At 70.0% G+C, this 26,065-nt stretch carries 20 protein-coding genes; 9 read left to right on the plus strand and 11 right to left on the minus strand.

The window, feature by feature from the left end:
* The first annotated feature begins 47 nt into the window (after positions 1-47).
* Positions 48-1,118: a LacI family DNA-binding transcriptional regulator gene (locus tag IFU30_RS01805; protein WP_192004101.1), complete on the plus strand. Its 1,071-nt coding sequence runs from the start codon at positions 48-50 to the stop codon at positions 1,116-1,118.
* 244 nt (positions 1,119-1,362) lie between these two features.
* Here the strand turns inward: IFU30_RS01805 and IFU30_RS01810 are convergent, their stop codons facing one another.
* Together IFU30_RS01810 and IFU30_RS01815 are read right to left on the minus strand one after the other, a co-directional pair.
* Positions 1,363-2,007: an SAM-dependent methyltransferase gene (locus IFU30_RS01810; protein WP_192004102.1), complete on the minus strand. Its 645-nt coding sequence runs from the start codon at positions 2,005-2,007 to the stop codon at positions 1,363-1,365.
* A 259-nt stretch (positions 2,008-2,266) separates the two neighbouring features.
* On the minus strand, positions 2,267-3,811 hold the full coding sequence (locus tag IFU30_RS01815; protein ID WP_192004103.1) for a leucyl aminopeptidase: 1,545 nt from the start codon (positions 3,809-3,811) through the stop codon (positions 2,267-2,269).
* Positions 3,812-3,898: 87 nt separating this feature from the next.
* Between IFU30_RS01815 and IFU30_RS01820 the strand changes: the two genes are divergently transcribed.
* The gene (locus IFU30_RS01820; protein ID WP_192004104.1) at positions 3,899-4,675 is read left to right on the plus strand and encodes a hypothetical protein; all 777 of its coding nucleotides are present in this window, start codon (positions 3,899-3,901) and stop codon (positions 4,673-4,675) included.
* A gap of 51 nt (positions 4,676-4,726) precedes the next feature.
* Here the strand turns inward: IFU30_RS01820 and IFU30_RS01825 are convergent, their stop codons facing one another.
* From IFU30_RS01825 to IFU30_RS01850, 6 genes are all read right to left on the minus strand, one after another.
* The gene (locus IFU30_RS01825; protein WP_192004105.1) at positions 4,727-5,866 is read right to left on the minus strand and encodes a Gfo/Idh/MocA family protein; all 1,140 of its coding nucleotides are present in this window, start codon (positions 5,864-5,866) and stop codon (positions 4,727-4,729) included.
* Positions 5,863-6,642: a ThuA domain-containing protein gene (locus IFU30_RS01830; protein ID WP_159876781.1), complete on the minus strand. Its 780-nt coding sequence runs from the start codon at positions 6,640-6,642 to the stop codon at positions 5,863-5,865. Before IFU30_RS01830 ends, IFU30_RS01825 begins: the two co-directional genes overlap by 4 nt.
* Positions 6,643-6,701: 59 nt before the next feature.
* Complete coding sequence (locus IFU30_RS01835) at positions 6,702-7,583, minus strand: carbohydrate ABC transporter permease (protein ID WP_192004106.1); 882 nt, start codon at positions 7,581-7,583, stop codon at positions 6,702-6,704.
* Positions 7,584-7,597: 14 nt separating this feature from the next.
* Positions 7,598-8,596, minus strand: a complete 999-nt coding sequence (locus IFU30_RS01840) for a carbohydrate ABC transporter permease (protein ID WP_079704484.1) — start codon at positions 8,594-8,596, stop codon at positions 7,598-7,600.
* A 5-nt stretch (positions 8,597-8,601) separates the two neighbouring features.
* Positions 8,602-9,861 (minus strand): sugar ABC transporter substrate-binding protein, encoded by a 1,260-nt coding sequence (locus IFU30_RS01845; protein ID WP_192004107.1) that lies wholly within the window; start codon positions 9,859-9,861, stop codon positions 8,602-8,604.
* Between the two features lie 70 nt (positions 9,862-9,931).
* Positions 9,932-11,161, minus strand: coding sequence for a Gfo/Idh/MocA family protein (locus tag IFU30_RS01850; protein ID WP_192004108.1), 1,230 nt, complete (start codon positions 11,159-11,161; stop codon positions 9,932-9,934).
* Between the two features lie 183 nt (positions 11,162-11,344).
* Here IFU30_RS01850 and IFU30_RS01855 point away from each other — a divergent pair, with 183 nt between their 5' ends.
* The gene (locus IFU30_RS01855) at positions 11,345-12,358 is read left to right on the plus strand and encodes a LacI family DNA-binding transcriptional regulator (RefSeq protein WP_249404621.1); all 1,014 of its coding nucleotides are present in this window, start codon (positions 11,345-11,347) and stop codon (positions 12,356-12,358) included.
* A gap of 36 nt (positions 12,359-12,394) precedes the next feature.
* On the opposite strand, the gene IFU30_RS01860 is transcribed toward IFU30_RS01855, so the two are convergent.
* Together IFU30_RS01860 and IFU30_RS01865 are read right to left on the minus strand one after the other, a co-directional pair.
* Complete coding sequence (locus IFU30_RS01860; protein ID WP_192004109.1) at positions 12,395-12,829, minus strand: hypothetical protein; 435 nt, start codon at positions 12,827-12,829, stop codon at positions 12,395-12,397.
* Positions 12,830-12,922: 93 nt separating this feature from the next.
* On the minus strand, positions 12,923-14,227 hold the full coding sequence (locus tag IFU30_RS01865; RefSeq protein WP_192004110.1) for an alpha/beta hydrolase: 1,305 nt from the start codon (positions 14,225-14,227) through the stop codon (positions 12,923-12,925).
* Between the two features lie 184 nt (positions 14,228-14,411).
* On the opposite strand from IFU30_RS01865, the gene IFU30_RS01870 reads away from it, so the two are divergent.
* On the plus strand, positions 14,412-15,803 hold the full coding sequence (locus IFU30_RS01870; protein WP_064295424.1) for a glycine--tRNA ligase: 1,392 nt from the start codon (positions 14,412-14,414) through the stop codon (positions 15,801-15,803).
* A gap of 96 nt (positions 15,804-15,899) precedes the next feature.
* Here the strand turns inward: IFU30_RS01870 and IFU30_RS01875 are convergent, their stop codons facing one another.
* The gene (locus tag IFU30_RS01875; protein WP_192004111.1) at positions 15,900-16,643 is read right to left on the minus strand and encodes a dienelactone hydrolase family protein; all 744 of its coding nucleotides are present in this window, start codon (positions 16,641-16,643) and stop codon (positions 15,900-15,902) included.
* A 251-nt stretch (positions 16,644-16,894) separates the two neighbouring features.
* On the opposite strand from IFU30_RS01875, the gene IFU30_RS01880 reads away from it, so the two are divergent.
* The 5 genes from IFU30_RS01880 to IFU30_RS01900 all read left to right on the plus strand — a co-directional run bounded on the left by IFU30_RS01880 (position 16,895) and on the right by IFU30_RS01900 (position 26,003).
* Positions 16,895-21,598, plus strand: a complete 4,704-nt coding sequence (locus IFU30_RS01880) for a type I polyketide synthase (protein WP_192004112.1) — start codon at positions 16,895-16,897, stop codon at positions 21,596-21,598.
* 35 nt (positions 21,599-21,633) lie between these two features.
* The gene (locus IFU30_RS01885) at positions 21,634-23,751 is read left to right on the plus strand and encodes an MMPL family transporter (RefSeq protein ID WP_192004113.1); all 2,118 of its coding nucleotides are present in this window, start codon (positions 21,634-21,636) and stop codon (positions 23,749-23,751) included.
* Entirely contained in the window at positions 23,752-24,759 is a 1,008-nt protein-coding gene (locus IFU30_RS01890; protein WP_192004114.1) for a hypothetical protein, read from the plus strand.
* A complete protein-coding gene (locus IFU30_RS01895; protein WP_192004115.1) occupies positions 24,752-25,438 on the plus strand; it encodes a 4'-phosphopantetheinyl transferase superfamily protein in 687 nt (228 codons plus the stop codon). Before IFU30_RS01890 ends, IFU30_RS01895 begins: the two co-directional genes overlap by 8 nt.
* A 64-nt stretch (positions 25,439-25,502) precedes the next feature.
* Positions 25,503-26,003, plus strand: coding sequence for a DUF2087 domain-containing protein (locus tag IFU30_RS01900; RefSeq protein WP_342450787.1), 501 nt, complete (start codon positions 25,503-25,505; stop codon positions 26,001-26,003).
* Positions 26,004-26,065: the final 62 nt, after the last annotated feature.

Raw genomic sequence — 26,065 nt, forward strand, 5'->3', positions numbered from 1 at the left:
GGTTCTCGGACAACGTCAACGACGCAGCAGACCCCATCGGAGGGCACATGGCAACGGATCCGGGTACCGGCAGACGCGAGGCGACGGTGTCGGACGTCGCGAAGGCCGCACGGGTGTCGAAGGCCACTGCGGCCCGCGCGCTCGGCGACTACGGGGCCGTGAGCGAGGATGTGCGGGACCGTGTGCAGGCCGCCGCGGAACGCCTCGGTTACCGCCCGAACGCCCTCGCGAAGAGCATGAACACGGGGAAGTCGAACACCATCGGGGTGGTCATCGGCGACATCGAGAACCCCTTCTTCGCCCGTGCGACCCGGGGGATCTCCGACGTCGCGCAGGCCGCCGGATTCGACCTGATCCTCGCCAATTCCGACGAGGAGGTCGACGCCGAGACGGCCGCGATCGAGCTCCTCCTCGACAAACGTGTGGACGGGTTCATCGTCACGCCGGCCTCCTCGATCGAAACGAGAAGTTTACAAACGGCGCTCGCCGAGGGGCGTCCCGTGGTGCTCCTCGACCGTCGTGCGGCCGGCATGGAGGCCGACACGGTCGTCGCCGACAACGCCTCCGGGGCGGCCGCGGCCACCCGGCACCTCCTCGCGGCCGGACACCGTCGGATCGCGTTCATCTCGACCCTCGGCCACGGGGAGCCGTATGCCTCAGGGGACGATGTCGGCTCCTCCTCGGTGGGCGATCGGATCGACGGCTTCACGGGTGCCCTCCGTGATGTCGGCGTCGAGGACCCGGCGGCGTCTGTCCACCTCAATGCGCGCGCGGAGGGGATCGACGTCATCACCCGGAAGGTCCTCGGCGACCGGGACCCCGTGACCGCGATCATCGCCTCCGACAGCCTGGTCGGTTCCGCGGTCTTCCGGACCATCCGCGAACTCGGCCTCGCGATCCCCGACGACGTGTCGCTCATCGCCTTCGACGACGCAGACTGGACGAGCCTCACCACGCCGCCGATCACCGTCGTGTCGCAGCCGATCTACGAACTCGGGGCCGAGTCCGCACGCCGGTTAATCGCCCGGATCGGTGGGGCGGGGGCCGACGCGGAGGAGTTCGTGCTCGCCCAGACGCTCATCGAGCGCGGCTCCGTGGGTGCGCCTCCGGCTCGCTGACCCCTGATCGCTGACCCGATTCGACCTCAGTCCTGTCCCTAACTCAGGAGTGCTGCGGCGTGTCGGTTGAGACACGCCGGCCGCGCGCCGCGCCGCGCCGGGACACTCCTGAGTTAGGGACGGGGGGAAGGCCGTCGGCCCGGGGTGCGTGGCAGGTGTCGTTGTGTCCCTGACTCAGGATCGCTGCGGCGTGTCGGGCGCGACGCGCCGGCCGGGCGTCGCGACGCGCCGGGACGCTCCTGAGTTAGGGACGGCGACGGAGGACGAGGACGCTGTCGTCGAGCTCGGCGGGCTCGCCGTCGGGCCCGATCGCGGCGCGCGCGACGAGGCTCGCGGTGACGATCTCCCACTCGGACGACGCAAGCTCCAGCGAGGCGTGGACCTCCTCGGGCGTCGGGAAGTGCGCGTGCGCGATGTGCTCGGTCGCCCAGGGCGGCGGGCCGGCGTGGCCGACGATGAGCAGCGTGCCGCCGGGAGCGACCGCGGACGCCGCACGGCGCAGGACCGCCTCGCGGGGAAATTCGACGGGGGAGTGCAGGAAGGTCGCGGTGACGAGATCGAACGACGCCGACGGTTCCCACCCGACGAGGTCGGCCTGCACCCAGGTGACGCGATCCGCGACCCCCGCCTCGCTCGCGGTCGATGCTCCGAGGGCGAGCGCGCTCGGGGAGATGTCGACGGCGGTCACGGACCAGCCCTGCCGGGCGAGCCACACGGCGTCGGCACCCTCCCCGCTGCCGAGCTCGAGCGCGGTGCCGGGCACCAACCCGCCCACCTCGCGCTCGAGTGCGGCGTTCGGCTTGCCGCTCCACACCTGGCCGCGGCTGCTGTAGCGGTGCTCCCAGAAGGCGGCGGGATCGGTGATGGCGGGCTCGTGCTCGGAGGTCATGGCATCAGCCTGCCGTGACACCGGCTGCGAACACGTGATTCTTGCCGGAACGGCAACGGAGGTTGTCGCTGGGTGGCCTTCGACACTTCGACAGGCTCAGTGACCGGGTTGCGGCTCAGTGACCGGGTTGCGGCTCAGTGACCGGGTTGCGGATGGGCTGATCCGGTCACTGAGCCTGTCGACGTGCTCGCGGGGAAGGTGGTCCGGTCGCCGCCCTTCGACAGGCTCAGGGGACCGGCCATCGACGCCGCGTCCTGCGTCAGGCGCGGAAGTTGAGCGCCAGGTCGATCAGCAGGCGCGTGCCGTACCCGGTCGCACCCTTCGACCGCCAGGACTCGTCCGACTCCACGAGCATGGTGCCGGCGATGTCGAGGTGCGCCCACGGGATGTCGCCGACGAACTCCGCGAGGAACAGCGCGGCGAGCGTGGAACCGGCGAACCGGCCGCCGATGTTGGCGAGATCCGCGACGTCCGAGTCGAGCTGCTTCCGGTAGCTGCGTTCGAGCGGCAACTGCCACAGCTGCTCGTCGGTGGCCTTCGATGACGCGAGCGTCTGGTCGACGATGCCCTGGTCGGTCCCGTGCACGGCCGCCGTCTTCGTGCCGAGCGCCATGATCGCGGCACCGGTCAGCGTCGCGATGTCGACGATCGCGTCGGGCTCCTCCTCGACGGCGAGGCTCAGGCCGTCGGCGAGGACGAGGCGACCCTCGGCGTCGGTGTTCTTGATCTCCACGGTGGTGCCGTTGCGGAACGTCAGCACGTCGCCGAGCATCGTGGCCGAGCCCGAGGGCATGTTGTCCGTGCACATGAGGAACGCCGTGACGCTGCTCGTGCAGTGCAACTCCTCCAGCGCCGTCATGGCGGACAGGATCGCTCCGGCGCCCGCCATGTCCATCTTCATCGCCGCGTGGGACGGGTCGGACGGCTTGAGCGAGATGCCACCCGAGTCGTACATGATGCCCTTGCCGACGAGCGCGAGATGTCCTGCGGCTTCGATCGGCGAGCCGTCGTCGTCCTTCGGGGTGTACCGGAGCTTGATCATGCGCGGTTCCTCGACGCTGCCGGCGTTGACGCCGAGCAGGCCGCCGAGACCGAGCTCGATGAGCGCGTCCTTGTCGAAGACCTCGACGTCGAGCCCGTTGGCGGCACCGAGCGTCTCGGCCACCTCGGCGAGGTCGGTCGCCGTGAGGTGTCCGGGAGGGGTGTTCGCGAGGTCGCGGGCGAGGTTCGCCGCGCGGGCGAGGACCTCACCGCGGTGCGCGCCGGTCGCGGTCTCCGGGAGGTCTTCAGCACCGGCGACGAGGTGGAGCGCGACGAGCGGGGTGCGCTTCGTCTCCCGCTTCAGCTCGGTGTAGCGGTACCGGGCGAGGAGCGCGCCCTCGACGACGAGCTGGCCGGCGGAGGCCGGGTCGAGGTCGAACGAGCGCGCCACGTCGAGGCCGATGCTCGCGAACGAGGATGCCGCACGGGCGAAGGCAGCAGCGATGTCGCGGAGGGCTGACGGGGTGCGCTTCTCGGGGGCACCGACGCCGACCGCGATGTACGTCGGGGCGTCCTGGCTGGGGATGACCAGCGTCTGGCCGATCTCGCCGGTGAAGCCGGCGCGGGTCAGGGCCGCACGGTCGAGTCCGAGCGCGGCGGGGATGTCGTCGCCGGCACCGTCGGCTGCGGGGGCGACGGACAGGCCGATCGCCTCGACGCCCTCGGGGAGTTCGATCGCGATGCTCAACTCGACCGCCTCGGCGTCGAGTGAGGGGGTGCGGGAGAAGGTCGGCGGGATCAGCTTGGTGGGGCGGGATGGCATGCAGCGTCCTTCGTCTCGGAGTCGGGCTGGATCCATCGTATGGGCCTCACCTGGCCGCTGACGCGAGGGGTCTGGCAGGATGCCGGGATGGGTGCATGGGGAACGGCGATCTTCTCGAACGACACGGCGTCGGACATCCGCACCGAGTACCGCGAGTACGTGCAGGACCGGGTGCCGGACGACGAGGCGACGCGACGGACCATCGCGTCGTTCGCCCACCTGGTGGAGCGCGAGGACGGCGAGCTCTGGATCCCGCTCGCGGCCGCGCAGAGCGAGGTCGGCCGGCTCGATCCCGACGTGCGGACGCGGGCGCTCGCGGCGATCGATCGCGGTGCCGACCTCGAGCTGTGGGCTGAAGCAGGCCCGGGGGAGGTCGCGAGGCGGACCGCGGGCCTCGACCGTCTCCGCGAGAAGCTCCTCGGCCCGCAGCCCGCCCCGAAGCGCCTCCGTCGATCGTGGCGCCACGTGGAGGACGACCTGACGCCGGGCGACGTCCTCGCGTTCACTGCGCCGAACGGACGGACCGCCCTGTTCCGGGTCGCCGGCATCCATCGGTCCCGATACGGCGACTCACCCGAGCTCGACGTCCTCGACTGGGTGGGTGAGCAGGTCCCCGGGCCGGAGACCCTGGCGACGCTGGGGGCGAAGCGCGAGCCGGCCTCGGGCAGTCTGCCGGAGCGTCCGGTCGTCTGGCAGCCGCACCGCTTCCGGAAGACGGACCCCGTGTGGCACGAGGTCGGTTTCGTCCGTGTCGCACGCGTCGAGGGGTGGCCGAACCGGCCGGGCCAGACGCCGGGCCACTCCGGCCTCTGGCGGGTGCTCAACCTGGTCGCGACCCGCGACCTCCTCGACGGCACCTGGTGAGGTGAGGCGGATCGTCGCTCGGGGGGTGCGCGGGCGACGGTCCGCCTCACCTCAGCGGGAGGTGACGAGCGCGGCCCGGACGTCGGCGCGCGGCTCGGCCTCGATCGCCCGCGTGTGCGCCTGGGCGAGCACGTCGGCGATGACCACGCGCTCGCCGGACTCGGCGGACCGCACGGCGGCCTCCACCATCGCGAGGCTCAGCACGTTGGCGTGCACCTCACCCGACGGGACACGCCCCGTGCGCAGGGCATCGACGAACTCGACGAGCGAGCCAGCGATCTCCTCCGGTACGTCCGGCTCGAGCTCAGCGGTCTCGACCGCCGACGGAGATCCGCCCTGCGGCGCGAGCTGCCGCTGCGGAGCGGAGTCGCCGTCCCAGACGGCCGTGCCGTGCTCGCCGTTCACCCGCCAGCTGCCGTTCCACGAGGTCTCCACGCCGTCCGCACACCAGCTGCCGCTGTAGGTGTACCGGACGCCTCCGGCGAACTCGAAGACCGCGGTCGCGGCGGCGTCGGCGGAGAACCAGCTCCACCCCGGGTTGTACTCCTCGCAGTACACGGCGATCGGGTCGCTGCCGAGGACGTAGCGGGCGGCGTCGAAGGCATGGATCGCCATGTCGACGAGCAGCACGTGCGCCATCTCCTCGCGGAAGCCGCCGAAGTGCGGTGCCTTGAAGAACTCGGTCGTCGCGGATCCGAGCCGACCGAGCGTGGCGACCTGCTTCCGGAAGGCGGCGATCGATGCGTAGTAGCGACGCGACTGGCTCGTCATGAGCAATTGCCCGCTGGCCTCGGCCGTCGCCGCCAGGGAAAGCGCCTGCGCCACCGTCGGCGCGATCGGTTTCTCACAGAGCACCGGCAACCCGGCGAAGAGCGCCTCGGTGTTCACCGGGTGGTGCGCGGCGGGCACGGTGACGTTGACGACCGCGTCCGCCCCCGTCCCCTCGGCGACGACCGACACGCTGGTGCCGACGACGACACCCTCGGGGCCCACCCGGAGCCCGGCGTCGGTCACCGCCGACTCGGCGAGGGCCGTGTCGAGGTCGACGACGCCCACGAGTTCCGTGTCCGGGTTCGCGAGGATCGTCCGCAACCAGGCCCGTCCCATCCCGCCCGCACCGACGAGCACGAGCCGGACCGGCCTGGTGGCGTCCGCGAGCGTCGCGAAGCCACCGTCGACAGGAGCACTCATCGCGCGAGCGCCCCTTCGTACCCGCGGCCGTTGTAGAAGTCCTCGGTCTCGTACCGAAGCAGGACCGGCACCGCGCGTTCCGGACGCAGCGTCTGCGCCCAACGGACGCCGTTCGCGAGGACGCGACGGACGTGCTCGTGGTGGTAGACCGGGTAGTCCTGGTCGCCGGGGGAGAAGAAGAAGATCTTGCCGAAGCCGCGCTTGTAGGTCATGCCGGAACGGAAGACCTCGCCACCGGTGAAGGTCGAGAGGAAGACGAGCTCGTCGGGCGCGGGGACGTCGAAGAACTCGCCGTACATCTCCTGCGCCGGGATGATGAACGGGTGCGGGATACCCTGGGCGATCGGGTGGGTCGGGTCGACGGTCCAGACGATCTCGCGGTCCTCCTCCGACCGCCACCGGAGCGTGCACGAGGTCCCCATGAGCTTGCCGAAGATCTTCGACCAGTGGCCGGAGTGCAGCACGAGCAGGCCCATGCCGGCGAGCACGTGCTGGTGCACGCGCTCGACGACCTCGTCGGCGACCTCACCGTGAGCCGCGTGGCCCCACCAGACGAGCACGTCGGTCGCGGCGAGCACCTCCTCGGTGAGCCCGTGCTCCGGTTCGTCGAGCGTGGTCGTGGTCACCACAGCCTCGGCGCCGAGGTGCTCTTCGATGCCCTCCTTGATGGTCGTGTGCATGCCGTCCGGGTAGATGGCGCGGACCTTCTCCTCGATCTGCTCGTGGCGGTTCTCGCCCCAGACGAGGACGCGGATGGGGGTGCTGCTGTCGGACATGGTGGTGCTCCTTCGAGGATGCGTTGCGTGGTCGGAGAGGGTGTCGGAGTGGTCGTCGGTCATTTCACGGCACCGCCCGTCGCACCCGCGGCGATGAACCGCTGGGCGATGACGAGCAGCAGGATCGCGGGCAGGGACGAGAGGACGGCGGTCGCCATCACCGCGCTCCAGTTCGAGACCTGTGAGCCGAGGTACTGGTAGATGCCGAGCGTCACTGGCCGGACGTCCTCCGTGGTCGTCAGCGTCAGGGCGAACAGGAAGTCGCTCCAGGAGAAGAGGAAGGCGAACAGGCCGGCGGTGATGAGCACGTTGCGGCTCACCGGGAGGACGATCGAGACGAAGGCCCGCACGTGCCCCGCGCCGTCGACCCGTGCCGCCTCCACGATCGACGGCGGGATGGTCTGCATCGACGCCCGCAGGATGAGGATCGCGAACGGGATGGCGTGCGACGCGTCGGCGAGGATCAAGCCGGGGATCGAGTTGAGCAGGCCGAGGTCGTTGTAGGCGGAGTAGAGCGCGTTGGCGATCACGATGCCGGGGATCATCTGCGCGATGAGGATCACGAGCAGGGCGATGCTGATCCAGCGGAACCGGAACTGCGCGAGGGCGTAGGCCGCCGGGGCCGCGATCGCGAGCGACAGGACGACGGTGCCGAGCGAGATGACGAGGCTCGTGACGAGGTGCCCGCCCTGGTCGGCGATCGCCTTCTCGTACCCGGCGAAGCTCGGGATCACCGGGAAGAAGTCCCCGGTGAGCGTGTTTCCGGAGGGCTGCAGGGACGCGTTCACCATCCAGTAGACGGGGAAGAGCATGATCGCGAGGATGATGACGCCGACGACGGTGTAGCCGAGGTGGCGTCGGTCGCCGCGGTGTCGACGTGGGCCGACCGGAGCGAAGCGGCGCGTCTGCCGGCCGCCGGTCACGATGCTGGTCGTGGTCATGAGGGTCCGTGTCCTTACTCGTCGACCGCGCGTCGGTTCACGCGCAGGTAGACGATGGCGAAGAGGAGCGAGATGACGATGAGGATGTTGCTGAAGGCCGCACCGACACCGAACTCGAAGTTGACGAACGACTCCTGGTACGACCGCACCGCGAGGGTCTGGGTAGCGTTCGCCGGCCCGCCGTTCGTGAGGCCGAGGATGATGTCGAGCACCTTGATCGTGTAGACGACGCCGAGCACGAGTACGACGCTGACGACGGGGCGGAGGTTCGGCCAGGTGATGTGGCGGAACGCCTTCCAGCCGGTCGCGCCGTCGAGCGCTCCCGCCTCGTAGAGCTCGTCGGGGATGTCCTGGAGGCCGCCGTAGAGGATCGTGACGTTGAACGGGATGCCGATCCAGATGTTGACGAGGACGACCGCGAACAGGGCCACCGACGGGCTCGTCAGCCAGGGGACGCCCGACAGGCCGATGGATCCGAGGGCGGCGTTCAGGACGCCGCTGTCCTGGTCGAGGATCGACCGCCAGGTGGCGCTCGACACGATCAGGGGGAGGAGCCAGGGGAGCAGCAGCATCGCGCGGAGGAACGAGCTCAGGGGGAAGCGTCGCTTGAAGAAGACGGCGAGCGCGAGCCCGATCACGAACTGCCCGGCGATCGACCCGATCGTGAACAGCGCCGTGTTGAGCAGCGCCGGTGTGAACAGTTGGGAACTGAACACGGTCACGTAGTTCGCGAACCCGACCCACGGCGCCTCGCCCGTGAAGAACGTCTTCGTCGTGTACTCCTGGAAGCTCATCGTGACGTTCTTGACGACCGGATAGCCGAAGAAGAGCACGATGTAGAGCGCTGCTGGGAGGACGAAGCCGAGCTTGATCAGGTCTTCCCGACGGAAGCGTCGGGACCGGCGGCCGGCCCCGGCGGGGGTGCGCTTGGTCGGCGCACCCCCGTCGGTGCCGCTGGACCGCTGGTCGGTCTTCCGGTCCTGGAGGGATGCTCCGGCGATGCCACTGCTCATCGGGATCAGCCCGCGGCCGCCTGCTTGAACGCCTCTTCAGGCGTCGCCTGCCCGGTCAGGGCGAGCTGGATGGCGGTGTAGATCTCGGTCGCGGCCTCGGGCCACTCCTCGCCGAGCTCGCCGGTGCGCGAGCGGGCGTTGGCGACCTGCTCCGTGAACGCGGCCATCTCGGGGACCTTCGCGACGTACTGCTCGGCCAGGGCCGTCTTCGTCGGGACGGTGAAGCGGGCCTCGGCGAGGGCGAGCTGGTTCTCGTCGCTCGAGATGCACTCGACGAACTTCGCCGCCTTCGCCTGCTTGTCCTTGTCGCCGGTCACGGGGACGGTCCAGACCTCGCCACCGAGCGGGGCGACGGGCGTCTGGCCGGCCTTGTTGACCGGAACCTGCACGCTGCCGTACTTGAGGTTCGTGTCGGCGCTGAGGGCCGGGATCTGCCACGGGCCGTTGATCATCATCGCGGCCTTGCCGGCCATGAACTGGTCGTTCACGTCGGCCTGCGACCAGTTGATGACGCTCTTCGACGCCGAACCCGAGTTCACGAGGTCGACCTGCAGCTGGAGGGCCTCGGCGACGGCGGGCGTCGTGAGGTCGGCCTCGTCGCCGCCGTTGGTCCACATGAACGGCAGGAACTGCCAGCTGCCCTCGTAGGTGGCGATGGAGCTGAAGGCGAGCCCGTAGGTGTCGCCCTCGGTCAGCGCGGCGGCGGCCGTCTTGAGCTCCTCCCACGTGGTCGGCGGGGTGATGCCCTTCGCGGCCAGGAGATCCTCGTTGTAGAAGAGGCCGAGGGTGTTGACCGTCGGCGCCAGGCCGTAGACCTCGCCCTCGTAGCTCGCCGCGTCGAGGATGCCCTTCGCGAAGCCCGAGGTGTCGACGCCGTAGTCGCTGAGTGGCGAGAGGCCACCCGTCGCGGCGATCTCCTGGACGTCCGGGTTGTCGAGCATGAGGACGTCGGGCAGCGTTTTGGACGACGACTGCTGGAGCACCTTCTGGATGAGGTCCTTACCGGGGACGGTCTCGCGCTTGATCTTCACGCCGACGTCGTCCGCGCACCGGTCGAGGGCGTCGCCCACGAGGGTCTTGTCGGGTTCGTTGTTGTAGTAGTCGAGGATCGTGAGGGTGCCGGCGTCGCCTCCGGCCGCCGCGCCACCGCCACCGCTGCACGCGGTGAGGGCGAACGGGGTGATCGCGAGGATCGCGAGCGATCCGAGCACATGCGGCCGACGGATGATGCGTGGCCGGGTGTCGCGGGTGGTCGTGGATCTCATGTCATGGCTCCTTTGCCTGGTGAGTGGTGTTCGTGATGCGGTGGTGATCGTGGTGCGGTGGGTGGTTCGGTCAGTGGTCGAGTGGGATCCAGGCGGCGCCTGCGCCGGCGCTCGCCGAGACCGCGGTGAGCACACGCTGCACCAGGAGGCCGTCGGCGAAGCCAGGTTCGGGCGCCCGGCCGGTGGCGAGGTCACGGGCGAGGTCGGCGACCTCGTGGACGAAGGTGTGCTCGTAGCCGAGACCGTGTCCGGCCGGCCACCAGGCGTCCGCATACGGGTGGCCGGGTTCGGTGACGAGGATGCGCCGGAAGCCCGCCTCCTCGGCGGGGAGGGTGTGGTCGTGGAACTGCAGCTCGTTCATGCGCTCGAAGTCGAAGACGAGCGATCCGTCGGAACCGTCGATCTCGAGCCGCATCGCGTTCTTGCGACCGGTGGCGAAGCGGGTGGCCTCGAACGTCGCCAGGGCGCCGCCGTCGGTGCGGGCGATGAACACGACCGCGTCGTCGACGGTCACCCGCCCGGTGAGGGGTTCCGCCGCGTCGCCATCCTCAGGATCGTCGCCCGCGGTGGCGCTGAGGCCGCTCGACGAGGTGGGGAGCGGCCGCTCGGTGACGAAGGTCGAGGTGAGGGCGCTCACGCCGGTCAGCTCCTGCCCGGTGACGAACCGTGCGAGATCGATGATGTGGGCGCCGAGGTCACCGAGCGCACCGGAGCCGGCCTGGTCGGCGTCGAGCCGCCAGACGAGCGGGAACGTCGGATCCGCGATCCAGTCCTGCAGGTATTGGGCCCGGATGTGACGGATCGTCCCGAGGCGACCATCGGCGACGAGCCGTCGTGCATAGGCGAGTGCGGGGGTGCGCCGATAGCTGAAGCCGACCATCGCGTGAACGCCGCGCGCCGCAGCTCGCTCGGCCGCGGCGTTCATCCGCTCGGCCTCCTCGAGCGTGTTCGCGAGCGGCTTCTCGCACAGGACGTGGATACCGGCGTCGAGTGCGGCGATCGCGATCTCGGCGTGGAGGTGGCCAGGGGTGCAGATGTCGATCACGTCGATGTCGCCGCGGGTGAGGAGCGCTCGCCAGTCCGTCTCGACGTCGGAGATCCCGAACCGGTCGGCGAACGCGCGGGCGGCGTCGGCATCGCGACCGCTGACGGCGACGAGGTCGACCCCGCGGCCGAGGTCGAAGAAGCGGGGAGCGGTGGTCCAGGCCTGCGCGTGGATCGTGCCCATGAAGCTGTACCCGACGATCGCGACGCGCAGTGGCTGCTCGGACCGGCGGTCCTCCGTGGTCGGTACAGGCATCAGCACGGCTCCTTCGCCGGTCGAGGTCGGATCGCGCAGACCAGAAAGTTAACCGGTTTACTGCGCGCTTCGGGAACCAGCATGCACCGCGTCGCCGGAGTCGTCAAGGAGTAATTTAACCGGTTTACCGAATCGTGATCCGTGAGAGACTGACCGGACAGCACCGCACCTGAACGGGGATCCATGGCAACGATGCGTGACGTCGCGCGACTCGCAGGGGTCTCGGTCGCCACGGTGTCGTTCGTCGTCAACGATTCGAAGCCCGTGTCCCCGGCCACTCGATTGCGGGTGGAGTCGGCGATGGTCGAGCTGGACTTCCGCCGGAACGCGGTCGCCCGCGCGCTCGCGAGCCGGCGGACCCGCATCATCGCACTGCTGTTCCCGGTGCTCCAGCATCGACTGTCCGACAACGCGGCCCGCTTCTTCACCGGTGCTGCGGAGGCTGCCGCCGAGCTCGGGTACACCGTCGTCCTCTGGCCGGAGCCGAGCGACCCAGACGCGCTTCGCGAGTTCACCTCCGATGGCCTCATCGACGGCGTCATTCTCATGGAGGTGCGGCTCGACGACCATCGGGTCGACCGTCTGCTCGCGGCCGGGACGCCACTGACGCTCATCGGTCGGACGCGCGACCCCTCCGGTCTCGACTACGTCGACGTCGACTTCGAGGGGATGGTCGAGTTGTCCATCGACCGCTTGCAGGCTCTCGGTCACCGGGAGTTCGCCCTGCTCGAGGAGGTCGAGCGGGCCGACCTCGACGGTTACGGCCCGGTGATCCGCGTGCAGGAGACCTTCCACGCCGTGTGCGCGGCCCGTGGACTCCGCGCTCGGACGCTCCAGTGCACTCCCGATCCGGCCGGTGGTCGCGAGATCGCGGCGGCCCTCCAGGAGGAGGCGCCCGAGGTCACCGCCGTCCTCGTGCTCAACGATCGGGCGGCCCTCGGTTTCGTGAGCGAGCTCGGCAGGCGCGGCGTCTCGGTCCCCGACGACCTGTCCGTCGTCCTCGTCGCCTCCACGCGAGAGGTGTCGGAAGCGGCCGACCCGGCACTCGCCGTCACGTTGCTGCCCGCCGCCCAACTCGGCCGAATGGGCGTCGAGACCCTCGTCGGCCGTCTCGACGGCACCCTCGGTGAACTGCGTCACGAACTCGTCATGGGCGCCTTCCTCGAGGGCGCGTCCCTCGCGCCGCCGCCCGATTGAGTCATCTCGTCGCGTGCATGGCCCGCGAGCGACCGGTCACCGCACTTCGGGGGTCCGGGAGGACTCCGCCGCTCGGTTCGCGATCGCCCGGTGCCGTGCCTGCCCGATCAGTGATTGGGTGTAGCCGACGCGGTTCATGGTGTCGTGTCGGGCGAAGTCGGTCGAGATCGGGACCTGCTCGGTGTAGGTGTACGGGCCGGCCTGGACGTTCACGGAGACGAACCCCGAGACACGCCTCTCCTTCGCGAACAGGAACAGCAGGCTGAGGAAGAAGAACCAGATCAACACGATGACCAGCACGATGGCCCACGCCGGGGTGTGGGTGGTCGTCGAGGTCTGATCGCTCGACGTCACGTTGACGTCCGCGAGTGGCCACGTGCCGGCGGGCGTCATGATCACGTCCTCAGTGACCCTGATGTTGCCGATCTGGACGAGGAGGGGCTGTGGCATCGGCGGGAGCTGGGTGGTCATGGGCATCGACCATAACCAATCGGTCCAGACCGCCGCCGAAGTTCTCCACAGCCCACGATGGAGTGGAAGCCGGGTCGCGGAGCCCCGTCCCCGTCACGGTCGTTGGAGACCGATCCGCGGGTAGAGCGCACGGAGCGTCTGGTCCAGCCCGCCCGTGAGCGAGCTGGCGCCGTGGTCGCCACCCGGTATCGCGAAGGTCTGGACCTTCCAGCCGGCCGCCGTCGCGGTGGCTGCGGCGCGCCGCATCATGTCGGTGTAGACCGCGTCCGCCGTCCCCGCGGAGAAGTACGCCTCGGTGTCGGCGTACGTCGTCTTTGCCATGATGGTCGCCGGTTTGATCGCGTCGTACGCGTTCTGGTCGCCGTTGAATATCACGCGCAGGTTGTCCGCCGGGAGGCCGGCTCCGGGATACTCCTCGCCCGAGACACTGACGACGTTGCCGAAGGTCTGCGGGTACTTGGCTCCGTAGTAGATCGCACAGCTGCCGCCGGCCGAGTACCCGGCGACCGTCCAATCCTTCGGCGACTGGAGGATGTGCAGGTTCGCCTTCGCCCAGGGGAGGACGTCCTGCGTGACGTAGGTCTCCACCTTCCCGTACCGCCCGTCGATGCACAGCGGATCCACCGAGGGGTCGCCGAGCTGGTCCACGACGAGCGCGATGGGGGCGAGCCCCTGGTGGTCGGCGGCGATCGCGTCGAGCGCCTCGCCGATCCACTTCGCGTCGGGGTCACCCGGTTGTCCCATCATCATGAGGACGAACGGGAGCGCCGGGGGATCCTTCACGAGTGCGGCGGGTGGGTAGTAGACCTGCGCCGGGCGGGCGTTGAACCCGGAGTTCGTGTTCGGGATCCGGTCGCCCGTGGGAAGCGGGCCGAACCTGCCTGTCTTCGGCAGATCGGCCGGCGGCTTCCACGTCTCGTACAGCGGGCGGGCCGGATCGCCGGTGGGCGTGCTGGTCGGCGTCACGAGGGTGATCGGCTTGCGGTTCTGGACGTGGAACATCGACCCGAGGGTGGTCTGGACACCGTACGCGCCGTTGACGCCCAGCGCCGCGGTGGCGCCGAAGACGAGGATGCACGCGACGGCGATGACGCGCCGCTGCCATGAGACGCGCCAGCAGATCGTCAGGACGGCGAGCGCGATGCCGGCGAAGACGCCGATCAACCAGGGCTCCGCGGAGCGGATCAACGGCCCGCCGAAGAGGTTGAGCACGTCGAAGACCAGCCACACCGTCCCCAGGGCGAGGAGCGCGCCGGCCAGGAGGGCGATGGCGGCGCTCAGGTACCACAGCAGCCCGGACCGACGGATGACGAGGTACAGCAGGCCGGCGATGCTGAGCCCGTCGAGCACCCAGACGAGTGGACCGTCGATGACGTCGAGGTTCCACAGCCAATCCATCGATGCTCCATCCTGCGTACCGCGATGGTTGTCAGGCTAGGCGGCCGCCCTGAGCGGGACAAGGGCCGTTGGGCGTCCTCACGGGCTCGCCCATAGGATTGAGGGGTTCCGGGAGCGGGCGCCAGCCAGGCGTCAGCACCGGAAGGTACCGCCGCGTGGCAAGCGGCACGGAGGATCCACACCCATGGCAGAGCAGTCCCATCTCGAGTCCGTCATCACCCTGGCCCAGCACCGCGGCTTCGTCTTCCCGTCGGGAGACATCTACGGCGGCACGCGGTCTGCGTGGGATTACGGGCCCCTGGGTGTCGAGCTCAAGGAGAACATCAAGCGCCAGTGGTGGAACGCGTTCGTGCGTGGCCGTGGCGACATGGTCGGTCTCGACTCCGCCGTCATCCTGCCCACCCCGGTCTGGGAGGCGTCCGGTCACGTCAAGGTCTTCAGCGACCCGCTGACCGAATCGCTCATCACCCACAAGCGGTACCGGGCCGACCACCTCTTCGAGGCGTACGAGGCCGAGCACGGCCACCCGCCGGAGAACGGCCTCGCCGACATCCCCGACCCCGAGCACCCCTCGAAGGTCGGCCAGTGGACCGAGATCCGTCAGATGTCCGGCCTCCTGAAGACCTTCCTCGGCGTCGTCGACGACGAGTCCGGTCTCCACTATCTGCGTCCCGAGACCGCCCAGGGCATCTTCACGAACTTCGCGAACGTCCTGCAGACGGCCCGCAAGAAGCCGCCGTTCGGCATCGGCCAGATCGGCAAGGCGTTCCGCAACGAGATCACGCCCGGTAACTTCATCTTCCGCACCCGCGAGTTCGAGCAGATGGAGATCGAGTTCTTCGTCGAGCCCGGCACCGACGACGAGTGGCAGCAGACCTGGATGGACCTCTGCTGGGCCTGGTTCATCGACCTCGGCATGACGCCCGACAACATCCGTTGGTTCGAGCACCCGCAGGAGAAGCTGGCGCACTACTCGAAGCGCACCGTCGACATCGAGTACAAGTTCGGCTTCGCCGGAAGCGAGTGGGGCGAGCTCATGGGCGTCGCGAACCGCACCGACTACGACCTCAAGGTGCACGCCGAGCAGTCCGGCAAGGACCTCAGTTACTTCGACCAGGCCAAGAACGAGCGGTACATGCCGTACGTCATCGAGCCGTCCTTCGGTCTGACCCGTGCGCTCATGGCCTTCCTCGTCGACGCGTACGAGGAGCAGGAGCTGCCGCCGAACGCCAAGGGCAAGATCGAGAAGCGCACCGTGCTGCACCTCGACCCGCGTCTCGCGCCCGTCAAGGTCGCCGTGCTGCCGCTGTCCCGCAACGAGGCGCTGTCGCCGCTCGCCCGCCAGATCGGCGACGAGCTGCGCGGCTCGTGGAACATCGACTTCGACGACTCGGGTGCGATCGGCCGCCGCTACCGTCGTCAGGACGAGATCGGCACCCCGTACTGCGTGACCGTCGACTTCGACTCGCTCGAGGACAACGCCGTGACGGTCCGCGACCGCGACAGCATGCAGCAGGAGCGTGTCGCCATCGACGAGCTGTACGCCTACCTCGCCACCCGCCTCAAGGGCGCCTAGGCCTCCGCCGTTTCACCCGAACGCCCGCTCGCCCATGTTTGGGCGAGCGGGCGTTTCTTCGCCCAGAAACGGGCGAACGGACACGGATGGCTCGGGCTAGGCGTTGCCGAGCGAGGTGTCGAGGAACGCGAGCGTCTTCACCCAGGCGTCGGCGGCCGCGTCCTCGCGGTACGTGATCGTGTTGGTGTCGTTGAAGAAGGCGTGACCGGCGTCGGGGTAGACGGTCGCGGTGAACTCGACACGCGCGTCCTCCATCGTCGTGGTCAGCTCGGGCAGGCTCTGCATGAGGCCCTCGTCCTGGTCGCCGTAGAACGCGAGGACCGGGCAGGCGATGCTCGTCACAGCCTCGGGCTCCGGCGGGTAGCCGTAGAACGGGACAGCGGCGCGGATGCGGCGGTCGGCCGCGGCGAGCGCGAAGCTGTAGCCGCCACCGAAGCAGAAGCCGACGACGGCGACGCGGCCGTCGATACCCTCCTCGTCGAACAGGGCGTCGACGGCCTTCCCCAGGTACCCGAGCGCCTCCTCGGCGTACTCGGGCGACTTCGAGGCCGAGAGCTTCTCGCGCAGCTTCGGCTGTGCCGCGGTCCTCGTCGCCTCGTCGCTGTTGAAGACGAGGCTCTCCAGCTCCGCACCGATGTCGGGTGTGACGCCGGCGCCACTCAGGATGTCGGGTGCGATGACGAGGTACCCCTCCGCGGCGAACCGGTCGGCGACGTCGGTGATGTGCGGGACGAGGCCCCAGATCTCGTGGATGAGCACGAGCCCGCCGCGGAGCTCGACGCCCTTCGGCGGGTCGGCGCGGTAGGCGGTGAGGCCCTTGGTCAGCGTGATGGTCGTCATATCGCCAGTGTTCCAGCCGACCCTCCGCACCGGCTGGGGGTTGCGCTGCCTCGCGAGTTATCCACAGATTCCGAACGAGCATCCGAACTGATGTTTCAGATGACTACAGTCGAGCTGTGGCGTGCCCACGGGCCGGCTCTCCTCACCGCGAGGCGGCCCCTGGACCTCGACCCACTCCGCTCGGAGTCGTCGACATGCCGACCTGCCCCCTCGTTCCATCCGCGATCAACACCCTCGGAGGTTCTCTCGTCGTGCCCGTTCGACCACTCGCCATCGTCGGCCTGTCCGCCCGCTTCGGTGGCGCGGCAGACGCCCACCAGTACTGGCGCAACATCCTGGCGGCCCGACGCAGCGGCTCCGCCGTCCCCCGCTCGAGATGGGATCACGCCTCCTTCTTCGCGCCGCACGACCCCCGAGCGGTGCATCACGCCTACTCCGACCAGGGCTCCTTCATCGACGACGTCGAGCAGTTCGCGGCACGGCACTTCCGCATCCCACCCAGCCGGGCGCACGCGATGGACCCGCAACATCGCCTGCTCCTCGAGGCAGCGCGAGCCGCCTGGATCGACGCCGGGTTCGAACGTCGTCGCATCGACCGGTCGTCCATCGGCGTCTTCGTCGGGATGGCGGCGAACGACTACCGCGAACTCTCCTCGCTCCGCATCCGGGCGCAACTCCTCGGCGACGATTCGGTCCACGCGGAACACGCCGGTCCCGACCTCACGGCGGCGATGGGCGCGCGCGTCGCCGGTGTGCGCCCGTTCCACGCGTTCTCGATGCCGGGATGCCTGCCCAACATGGGGCCGGCGCTGGTGAGCAGCACGCTCGACCTCGGCGGCCCGAGCTTCGCGGTCGACGCCGCGTGCTCCAGCAGCCTCGTCGCGCTCCACCAGGCGATCGCCGCCATCCGGTCCGGGCAGTGCTCGGCGGCGCTCGTCGGCGGTGTCAACCTGAGCCTCGTCCCGGATGCGATGGTCGCCTTCTCCCGGATCGGTGCGCTGTCACGGAGCGGCGTGTGCCGACCGTTCGACGGCGATGCCGACGGATTCCTCCTCGGAGAGGGCGTCGGCATGATCGTCGTCAAACCGCTCGAGGCCGCCATCGACGACCACGACGACGTCTACGCGGTCATCCGCGGCTCCGGGGTGTCCAACGACGGCCGGGCCGAAGGGCCGATGACGCCGACGACCGACGGACAGCTGGCAGCGCTCCGCCGGGCCTACGAGGACGCCGCTGCCGACCCCGCCGACCTGGGCGTCGTCGAGGCGCACGGCACGGCCACCCCGGTGGGCGACCGCACCGAGCTGGAATCGCTGGCGGCGCTGCGTCGTCTCGGGACATCGCCGCATCGGACCGCCACGGTCACGGCGGTGAAGGCGCTCGTGGGGCACACGATGGCGGCGGCCGGGATCGCCAGCATCGTCAAAGCAGCGCTCATGGCGAGGCATCGGGTCGTCCCCGGGCAGCCCCGCCTGCGTTCCGAGGCCCACGCCGAGACCCTCCGAGACGGCCGCCTTGCGCTCGCCTCCCGCACCATCGACCCGGGCGACGACGGTCTGGGCCTCATCGGCGTCAGCTCGTTCGGGTTCGGCGGCACCAACGCGCACGTGGTGCTCGAATCCCCGGCGACGCGAGCAGGTCGAGTCCGTCCGCGTGCCGCTGGGGGAGCGGCCGACGAAACGCTCCCGCACCTCCTCGTGTTCTCGGCCGCCGACCCCACGCTGCTCGGCGAGCACCTCCGTGCGGTCCTCGCCGTCCTCCACGCCGCCGACGCACCGTCCATCGCCGGCCTCGCACGGACTTTGAGCTTCCGCTCGCTCGCGAGCACCCGTCTGGCGATCGTGTGCCGCACCGCCGCCGAGCTGATCTCCGGGCTGTCGGTCGCCGTGGAGCAGCTCGCTAGCGGAGCCACCGGGGTGATCTCCGCGGACGTCTGCACCGGTGTCCGTGTCGACGAGGCCGCTCAGCGGATCGCCTTCGTCTTCCCCGGGCAGGGTAGCCAGACCCCGCGGATGCAGTCGGACCTCCTCGATCGATTCCCCGCCTTCCGTGCAGCGGCCGAGACCTTGAACGAGCAGGTGCTCGACGAGACCGGGGTCGATGTGCTCGCGGCGCTCTCCGCGGCCGACGCCGACACCCCCTCCGGAGTCGACCGTCTCACGTCCACCGAGGTCTGCCAACCCGCGCTCGCGGTGACGGCGCTCGCGGCCGTGGCGCAGTTGCGCGAGATCGGCGTGGAGCCCGACCTCGTTATCGGGCACAGTGTCGGTGAGCTGCCCGCCATGGCGACGGCGGGCGCGCTCGAGGCGCCCGCCGCCGTGCGGCTCGCCGCGGTCCGCGGACACCACATGCGGTCGGCTGCGACGCGACCCGGCGACGGCATGACGGCCCTCGGCTGCGACGCCGAGCGGGCCGCAGCGCTCCTCAGCGGCATCGACGACGCGTGGATCGCGGCCGCCAACGATCCCCGGCAGACGGTGGTGAGTGGAACCGGCGAGGCCCTGCGCACCGTTGCGGAACGGTGCGTCGAGCACGGGGTGTCGACACACCCGCTGCGCGTCGCCACCGGGTTCCACTCGCCCCTGCTCGAGCCGATCCGGCCGGCCCTCGTGGCGGACCTGTCGCGATTCCGGCCTCGCGCGCCGCAGGTGCAGCTCGTGTCGACCGTGACGGGCCGCGCGGTGGAGACGAGCGAGGAGCTGGGCCGTCAGCTCGAGGAGAACGTCTTCTCCACGGTGCGGTTCCGCGAGGCGATCGAGTCGGCGTCCGCATCCGACGTCGGTGTCTACGTCCAGATCGGTGGGGGTTCGGCGCTGCTCGGGTCCATCCGGCGCTCCCTGGGCGATGCGCCCGACGTGCACGTCATCCCGAGCAGCGCGTCGGCGCCGGACGGCGCGGCGACCTTCCTCCGACTGCTCGGCCGGCTGACGGTGCTGGGAGCCGACCTCGACCTGTCATCGCTCGTCCCGCCAGACACCGCGGGTGTGGCGCTGCCGATCGCGCCGCTGCCGACCGAGCCGTACTGGGTCGTCCGACCGGACGCCTCCGACCCGACGACCACACCCCGAGAACCCACATCTGAACCGCACCGACCACCCTCCCCCGTCGAACAGGATCCCCACTCCATGCACCACAACCCTCGCGATCTGCCGTCCTCCCCCCTCGCCGGACGACCGTCGGCACGACCGCCGATCCAGCCGCGAGCCGCCGACGCCCAGGCCGACCACCTGCCCGGACTGCTCGCCCTCATGAACCGCCAGCTGAGCCTCATCGAGGGTTCCGGGCAGGCCGGTCACGTGCCCGTGTCGACGCATCCGTTCCGCTGGTCCACGGAACCCGGCTCGCCGCAGGCGGAGGTGGTCGCCCGGATGGGCCTCGCAGCCTCCCGGTCGCATCGCGCCGAGTCCGACGCGGTCATCCTCGGCATGGTGTCGCGCATCAGCGGGTTCCCGCTGGACCTGATCCGGCCCGACATGCACCTCGTCGAACAGCTCGGATTCGATTCGCTGATGATGCGTGAGCTGATCACCCAGCTGCACACCGAGTGGCCATCGTTGCCGACCCCCGCCCAGCTCGGCGAGCGCTTCGCCGGGCGGCCCACGGTGGAGCAGGTGCTGGACGGCGTCGGCTCCCTGCTGCACCCGTTCGCCGAGGAGCCGCAGCACCGGCTTCCGCGGGTCGAGACGGAACCGGTGCCTGCCGCTTTCCCGGCGCCGGCCGACCGCCCGACCCGATGGGCCGAGGCCGACGCCCGCATCGAGTGCTTCCCGGAGGCGCTCGCCATGCGGGAACGCCGGCAGCAGACGGACCGCAACCCCTACTTCCTGCTCCATGAGGGGATCATCGACGCGACGACGACGATCGGCGACGCCCAGCTCGTGAGCTTCTCGAGCTACAACTACCTCGGTGTCACCGGCCACCCCGTGGTCGCCGAGACGATCGCCGACGCCGTGGCCCGATACGGCAGCTCGGTGTCCGCCAGTCGGTTCCTGTCCGGTGAGCGCCCGATCCATGCCGAGCTCGAGCAGGAGCTCGCCGACCTCCTCCAGGTGGAGTCCGCGCTCACCCTGGTGAGCGGCCACGCGACGAACGTGAGTGTCATCGGGCACCTGGTGGAACCGGGCGATCTCATCGTCCACGACAGCCTCGCGCACGACAGCATCATCCAGGGGGCGAAACTCTCCGGAGCCACCCGGCGGTCCTTCCCCCACAACGACCTGAGCGCGCTCGACGAGCTCCTCGGCGCGATCCGCGGCGGGTTTCGCCGAGTCCTCATCGTCGTGGAGGGCGTCTACAGCATGGACGGCGACCTCGTGCCGCTCCCGCAGCTCATCGAGCTGAAGCGGCGGCACGGCGCACTGGTGCTCGTCGACGAAGCGCACAGCATCGGAACGGTCGGCGCGAACGGGGGCGGGGTCGGCGAACACTTCGGCGTCGACCGCTCGGACATCGACCTCTGGTGCGGCACGATGTCGAAGTCGCTCGCCGGATGCGGCGGCTACGTCGGTGGCACCGCCGCCGCGGTCGACTACCTCAAGTACTCCGTGCCCGGGTTCGTGTACAGCGTCGGCATCACCCCGGCGAACGCGGCCGCGTCGCTCGCCGCCCTCCGGCTCATGCGCGACGAGCCCGAGCGCCTCAGCCGCCTGCGGCAGAACGCCGACCGCTTCCGCGAGACGGCCCGGGCCGCCGGCATCGACATCGGCGACAGCGCCGACTCGCCCGTCGTGCCGTGCATCGTCGGCAGCTCGGAACGGGCGCTCGCCCTGGCGACGGCGCTCTTCGACCACGGCTTCAGCGTCAACCCGATCCTGTACCCGGCCGTACCGGACGACCAGGCGCGGCTCCGCTTCTTCATCACCGCGGAGCACACCGCCGAGCAGATCCAGCGGGTCGTGGACATCACGGCATCCGAACTCAACCGCATCACCCACGACATCGAGGTATCCGCATGACGAACCACTCCAGAACGACTCCCAGACGACGGGCGGTGATCACGCTCCTGATCGGCCTGGTGTTCGCGATCGTGGCGGGCATCGCGGGGGCCGACGTCCTCGACAACCTCAAGACGGGCGGGTTCGACGACCCGCAGTCCGACTCCGTGGCTGCAGCGGACGTGCTCGCCGACCGGTTCCCCGGCAGCGACCCGAAACTCGTCCTCGTCGTGGACGTCTCCGACGGACTCGACAGCGCCGCCGGCAGGGAGGCGCTCGACGACATCGTCGGCGCTGTTGACGATGTGGACGGCGCCAGCGTCACCGGCTCCTACGCCGACGCGGAGCAGCTGCGGAGCGACACCGACCGCGGCGTCGTGCTCGTGGCGCTCGCCGGAGACGAGGACACCGTGCAACGCGCGACCACCGCGCTCCGCGGGACGATCACCGAGGAGGTGACGTCGGCCACGGTCCGGTTCGGCGGCATCGCGGGGATCAACGACGACCTGAACGCGCAGGTCAAGACGGACATCATCGTCGCGGAGACGATCGCCATCCCGATCACCCTCGTGCTGCTGTTCTTCGCGTTCCGCGGTGTGGTGGCCGCGCTGCTGCCCGTCGGCGTCGCGGGCGTCACGATCCTCGGTTCCCTCGGCCTGCTGAACGTGGTCGCGCAGCTCACCTCGGTCTCCCTGTTCGCAGTCAACCTCGTCACCGCGTTGGGCCTCGGACTCGCCATCGACTACTGCCTGCTGTTCCTCACCCGCTATCGGGACGAACGCTCGGGCGGAGCCACCGACGAGGAGGCGTTGCGGATCGCTCGGCGGACGACCGGCCGGACCATCGTGTTCAGCGGCGTCGTCGTCGCCGCGGCGCTCGCCACGCTGATGCTGTTCGACCAGTACTTCCTGCGCTCGTTCGCCATCGCGGGACTCGTCATCGTGGCCTGCTCCGTGGTGGGCGCGGTCGTCCTGCTGCCCGCAGCCCTCACCCTCCTGGGCCGCCGGATCGACTGGGGCCGTCTGCGCTCGCGGCGCCCGGCCGGGGCCGAGGGTCGGTTCTGGTACCGGGTGGGCGACCACGCGTATCGCCGTCCGTGGTTGGCAGTGCCCGTGATCGCGCTGCTCATCGCCATGGCCGCGCCGTTCGCGCACGCGGAGTTCGGGGTACCCGACGAACGAGTGCTCCCCGCCGACGCCGAGAGTCGTGTCGTGGCGGACATCATGCGGTCCGACTTCGACGTCGCCGAGGCGGACGCCGTCTCCGTGGTCACCGAGGACTGGGCGGGGACGGACCGCGAGCTCGAGGAGTACGCCACCGAACTCTCCTCGATCGCGGGCGTCGAGGCCGTCACGACGTCCCTCGGCAGCTTCGTCGACGGACGCCTCGTCGCCCCGGCCGACGCGCGGACGGAGCAGCACTTCCGCGACGGTTCGGCGCTCTGGCTCCAGGTCGCGACCGACGTCGTCCCGTACTCGCCCGAGGGCTCGGAGCTCGTCCGCGACGTCCGTGCGGTGGACCCTGGAGCCGGCTCGACCGTCCTGGTCGGTGGCCTCGCGGCGCAGATGATCGACATCGGTGACTCCATCTCGGCGCGTCTGCCGTTCGCCGCCGCGGCCATCGCGCTCATGACCCTGATCATCCTCTTCCTGTTCACGGGGAGCGTGCTGCTCCCGATCAAGGCGCTGGTGCTGAACGTGGTCGGTCTGGTCGGCATCCTGGGCGTCATCGTGTTCCTCTTCCAGGACGGCAATCTGTCGGACGTGCTCGGCTTCACCCCGTCGCCCATCGCCATCTCGATCCCGATCCTGCTGTTCTGCATCGCCTTCGGGCTCTCGATGGACTACGAGGTGTTCCTCCTCGCGCGGATCCAGGAACGGTTCCGTGCCACGGGCGATCTCGCGGAGGCGGTGCGGAGCGGGCTCGGTGCGAGCGGCCCGATCATCACGGCCGCTGCGGCGATCCTCGCGGTGTCGTTCTTCGCCATGGCGACCTCCGGGGTGTCGATCATCAAGATGCTCGGCATCGGTACCGGTATCGCGATCCTCATCGACGCCATCCTGATCCGCGGCGTGCTCGTCCCGGTCTTCATGCGCGTCGCCGGACGATACAACTGGTGGGCGCCGCGGTGGCTCGCGGCGATCCACCGTCGCATCGGGATCACGGAGGGCTGAATGGACGCGCGGTTCAGCGGCCTGTCGGCCGATGACGACCTCTCGGCGCTCGTGTCCGAGGCGACTCGTGCGGCGAACGCCCACAACACGCAGCCGTGGGGCGTGGACCGTCAGGGCGACGAACTCGTCCTCCGCCGGGATCGCACTCGCACCCTCGGCGCGAGCGATCCGCGAGGACGCGACACGCTGCTGTCGTTCGGAGCGTTCGTCGAGTCACTCCTCATCTGTGCGGCGTCGGCCGGTGTCGGACTGCGCTTCGAGGCCTCCACCGGCGGTGACGCGGAGACCGATGAGGTCGGCCGGTTCTCGCGCCGCCCGGAGGGCTACCAGACGACGTTCTCCTCGGCGGACGTCCGTGGACGACGCGTCTGGCGAGGGCGATGGCGGGACGGCGCTCCTCCGCCCGACGTCCTCACGGCGGCCGCTGCGGAGGCGGAGCGTGCGGGGTTCCGGCTCGTCTCGATACCGACCCGGGACGCCCGTCCGTTCCTCATCCGAGCCAACCGGTGGTTCTTCGGCGACGCGGCGATCGTCGCCGAGCTCCACCGGTGGACCCGCCTGTCGCCGCGTCACCCCGACTACGGCGAGGACGGACTCAACGACGCGATGCTCGTGCTGTCGAAGGTCGAACGAGCCGGCCTGCGGACGCTGATCAGCCCGCGGGTGTTCCGCGCGCTTCGCGGCGTCGGGCTGCCCGGGTTGTTGGCGAGGATGTCGGCCTCCGCGACCCAGGGCTCCGGCACCGTCCTCGGCGTGGTCAGTCCCACCGAGGCTCCACAGGAACTCGCCGCAGGGCGACTGCTCACCCGGCTCTGGCTCGGCTTCCAGCGCCACGGCCTGTACGTGCATCCCCAGAGCGCGCCGCTCGACTGTCCGGAGACCAGAGCCATGCTCGAAGAACGCTGGCAAATCGCCCGGGACGAGCAGCTCGTCGCCTGGTTCCGGGTCGGCATCCCCGCCTCCGACCCCGCGGCGCGCGTGGCGTCCCCGCGTCGGTCGGGTGGCTGAATCCGCAGCCGCGGTCGTCGACGCTCTCCGGATGCAGGTGCCGTCGGGCGTCGTCGTCTCGGCGTCCGTCGGCACCGCACCCGGGCCGTTCGGGGACCGTCCGACTCAGGCTCTTCAGAGCACCGAATCCCGCTCGGCGCGCGACTGCGCCAGGGCGGCACTCGCGACGCTCGGCCAGCGCTCCGCGGACATCCCGACGGGGGAGGGCGGGCAACCGGTCTGGCCGACCGGCTTCGTCGGGAGTCTCTCGCACTGCCCCGGTTTCACGATCGCAGCGGTCGGTCGCGTCGGTGTCGCGAGTGCCATCGGGATCGACGTCGAGGTGCACCGGCCCGTCCATCCCGCCGTCGCGGCGACGATCGTCTGCGGGAGTGAGGCGTCCATGCTCACGCGGCTCGCCTCGAGCCATCCGGCCGTCGCGTGGAGCGCCGTGCTGTGGAGCGTCAAGGAGAGCGTCTTCAAGGCGTGGTACCCGCTCACCGGCCGGTGGGTCGACTACACGGCGTGTGAGGTGGTGATCCACCCGGATCGTGGGTCGTTCGATGCGCGGGTCGTCGTGCCGGCCGGTCGGACCGCGCGCTCGACCACGCCGCGCACCTTCGCCGGACGATGGTCGGTGGTGGGCACCCACCTCTGCAGCGTCGTCATCGTCCCGGCCTCGCAGCGACAGGACGGGTGATCGGCTGTTCCGGTCGACGCGGGTACCGTTGAGGACGATGTCGTCGACCGCAGGAGGATGGGTAGTGCCGGACGAGGAACGGACGACGACGGATTGGCGTGCACTGGCCGCCGCCCTCGCGAACGACGACGCCCGGACGGTGTACGCGCAACTCGTCCTCGGGCAGGAGCCCGACCTCGGCGCCACCCAGCGTGCTGTGCGACGGGCCGAGCAGAGCGTTCAGACGTTGTCTCGGGTGGGCCTGCTGGATGTTGACGGACGCACTTCGGGCAGGGTGTTCCGGGACCTCCTCGCGGCCGCCGCACCGCCGAAGCGCGAAGGGATCGACCGCTTCCTGGTCGACGGTCGGATCGTGCAGTACCCGTCGAATCCGGACGAGCGGCAGGCGCTGTTGCAGCGCGTCGCGGCATCAGCGCTCCAGCCGGGCGAGGTGGTCGACGAAGCCGAGATCAACGAGCGGTTGTCCGCGTTCCACGACGACGTCGCGGTGCTCCGGCGGTACCTCGTCGACGCGCAGCTCGTCGAACGCACGCGCTCGGGGACCGAGTACGCGCTCGTCACCTGAGGAGGCCGCCCTTCGACAGGCTCAGGCACCGGTGCGCGCGACGGTGGGCCTCTTCCGGTCAC

It is taken from the genome of Plantibacter sp. CFBP 8798 (assembly GCF_014841195.1).
Taxonomy (GTDB): domain Bacteria; phylum Actinomycetota; class Actinomycetes; order Actinomycetales; family Microbacteriaceae; genus Plantibacter; species Plantibacter auratus.

What these genes read in the sequence shown, in the direction of transcription:
- IFU30_RS01805 (WP_192004101.1), top strand. Translation starts at nt 48, where the DNA reads ATGGCAACGGATCCGGGTACCGGCAGACGCGAGGCGACGGTGTCGGAC.
- IFU30_RS01810 (WP_192004102.1), bottom strand. Translation starts at nt 2,007, where the DNA reads ATGACCTCCGAGCACGAGCCCGCCATCACCGATCCCGCCGCCTTCTGG.
- IFU30_RS01815 (WP_192004103.1), bottom strand. Translation starts at nt 3,811, where the DNA reads ATGCCATCCCGCCCCACCAAGCTGATCCCGCCGACCTTCTCCCGCACC.
- IFU30_RS01820 (WP_192004104.1), top strand. Translation starts at nt 3,899, where the DNA reads ATGGGTGCATGGGGAACGGCGATCTTCTCGAACGACACGGCGTCGGAC.
- IFU30_RS01825 (WP_192004105.1), bottom strand. Translation starts at nt 5,866, where the DNA reads ATGAGTGCTCCTGTCGACGGTGGCTTCGCGACGCTCGCGGACGCCACC.
- IFU30_RS01830 (WP_159876781.1), bottom strand. Translation starts at nt 6,642, where the DNA reads ATGTCCGACAGCAGCACCCCCATCCGCGTCCTCGTCTGGGGCGAGAAC.
- IFU30_RS01835 (WP_192004106.1), bottom strand. Translation starts at nt 7,583, where the DNA reads ATGACCACGACCAGCATCGTGACCGGCGGCCGGCAGACGCGCCGCTTC.
- IFU30_RS01840 (WP_079704484.1), bottom strand. Translation starts at nt 8,596, where the DNA reads ATGAGCAGTGGCATCGCCGGAGCATCCCTCCAGGACCGGAAGACCGAC.
- IFU30_RS01845 (WP_192004107.1), bottom strand. Translation starts at nt 9,861, where the DNA reads ATGAGATCCACGACCACCCGCGACACCCGGCCACGCATCATCCGTCGG.
- IFU30_RS01850 (WP_192004108.1), bottom strand. Translation starts at nt 11,161, where the DNA reads ATGCCTGTACCGACCACGGAGGACCGCCGGTCCGAGCAGCCACTGCGC.
- IFU30_RS01855 (WP_249404621.1), top strand. Translation starts at nt 11,345, where the DNA reads ATGGCAACGATGCGTGACGTCGCGCGACTCGCAGGGGTCTCGGTCGCC.
- IFU30_RS01860 (WP_192004109.1), bottom strand. Translation starts at nt 12,829, where the DNA reads ATGACCACCCAGCTCCCGCCGATGCCACAGCCCCTCCTCGTCCAGATC.
- IFU30_RS01865 (WP_192004110.1), bottom strand. Translation starts at nt 14,227, where the DNA reads ATGGATTGGCTGTGGAACCTCGACGTCATCGACGGTCCACTCGTCTGG.
- IFU30_RS01870 (WP_064295424.1), top strand. Translation starts at nt 14,412, where the DNA reads ATGGCAGAGCAGTCCCATCTCGAGTCCGTCATCACCCTGGCCCAGCAC.
- IFU30_RS01875 (WP_192004111.1), bottom strand. Translation starts at nt 16,643, where the DNA reads ATGACGACCATCACGCTGACCAAGGGCCTCACCGCCTACCGCGCCGAC.
- IFU30_RS01890 (WP_192004114.1), top strand. Translation starts at nt 23,752, where the DNA reads ATGGACGCGCGGTTCAGCGGCCTGTCGGCCGATGACGACCTCTCGGCG.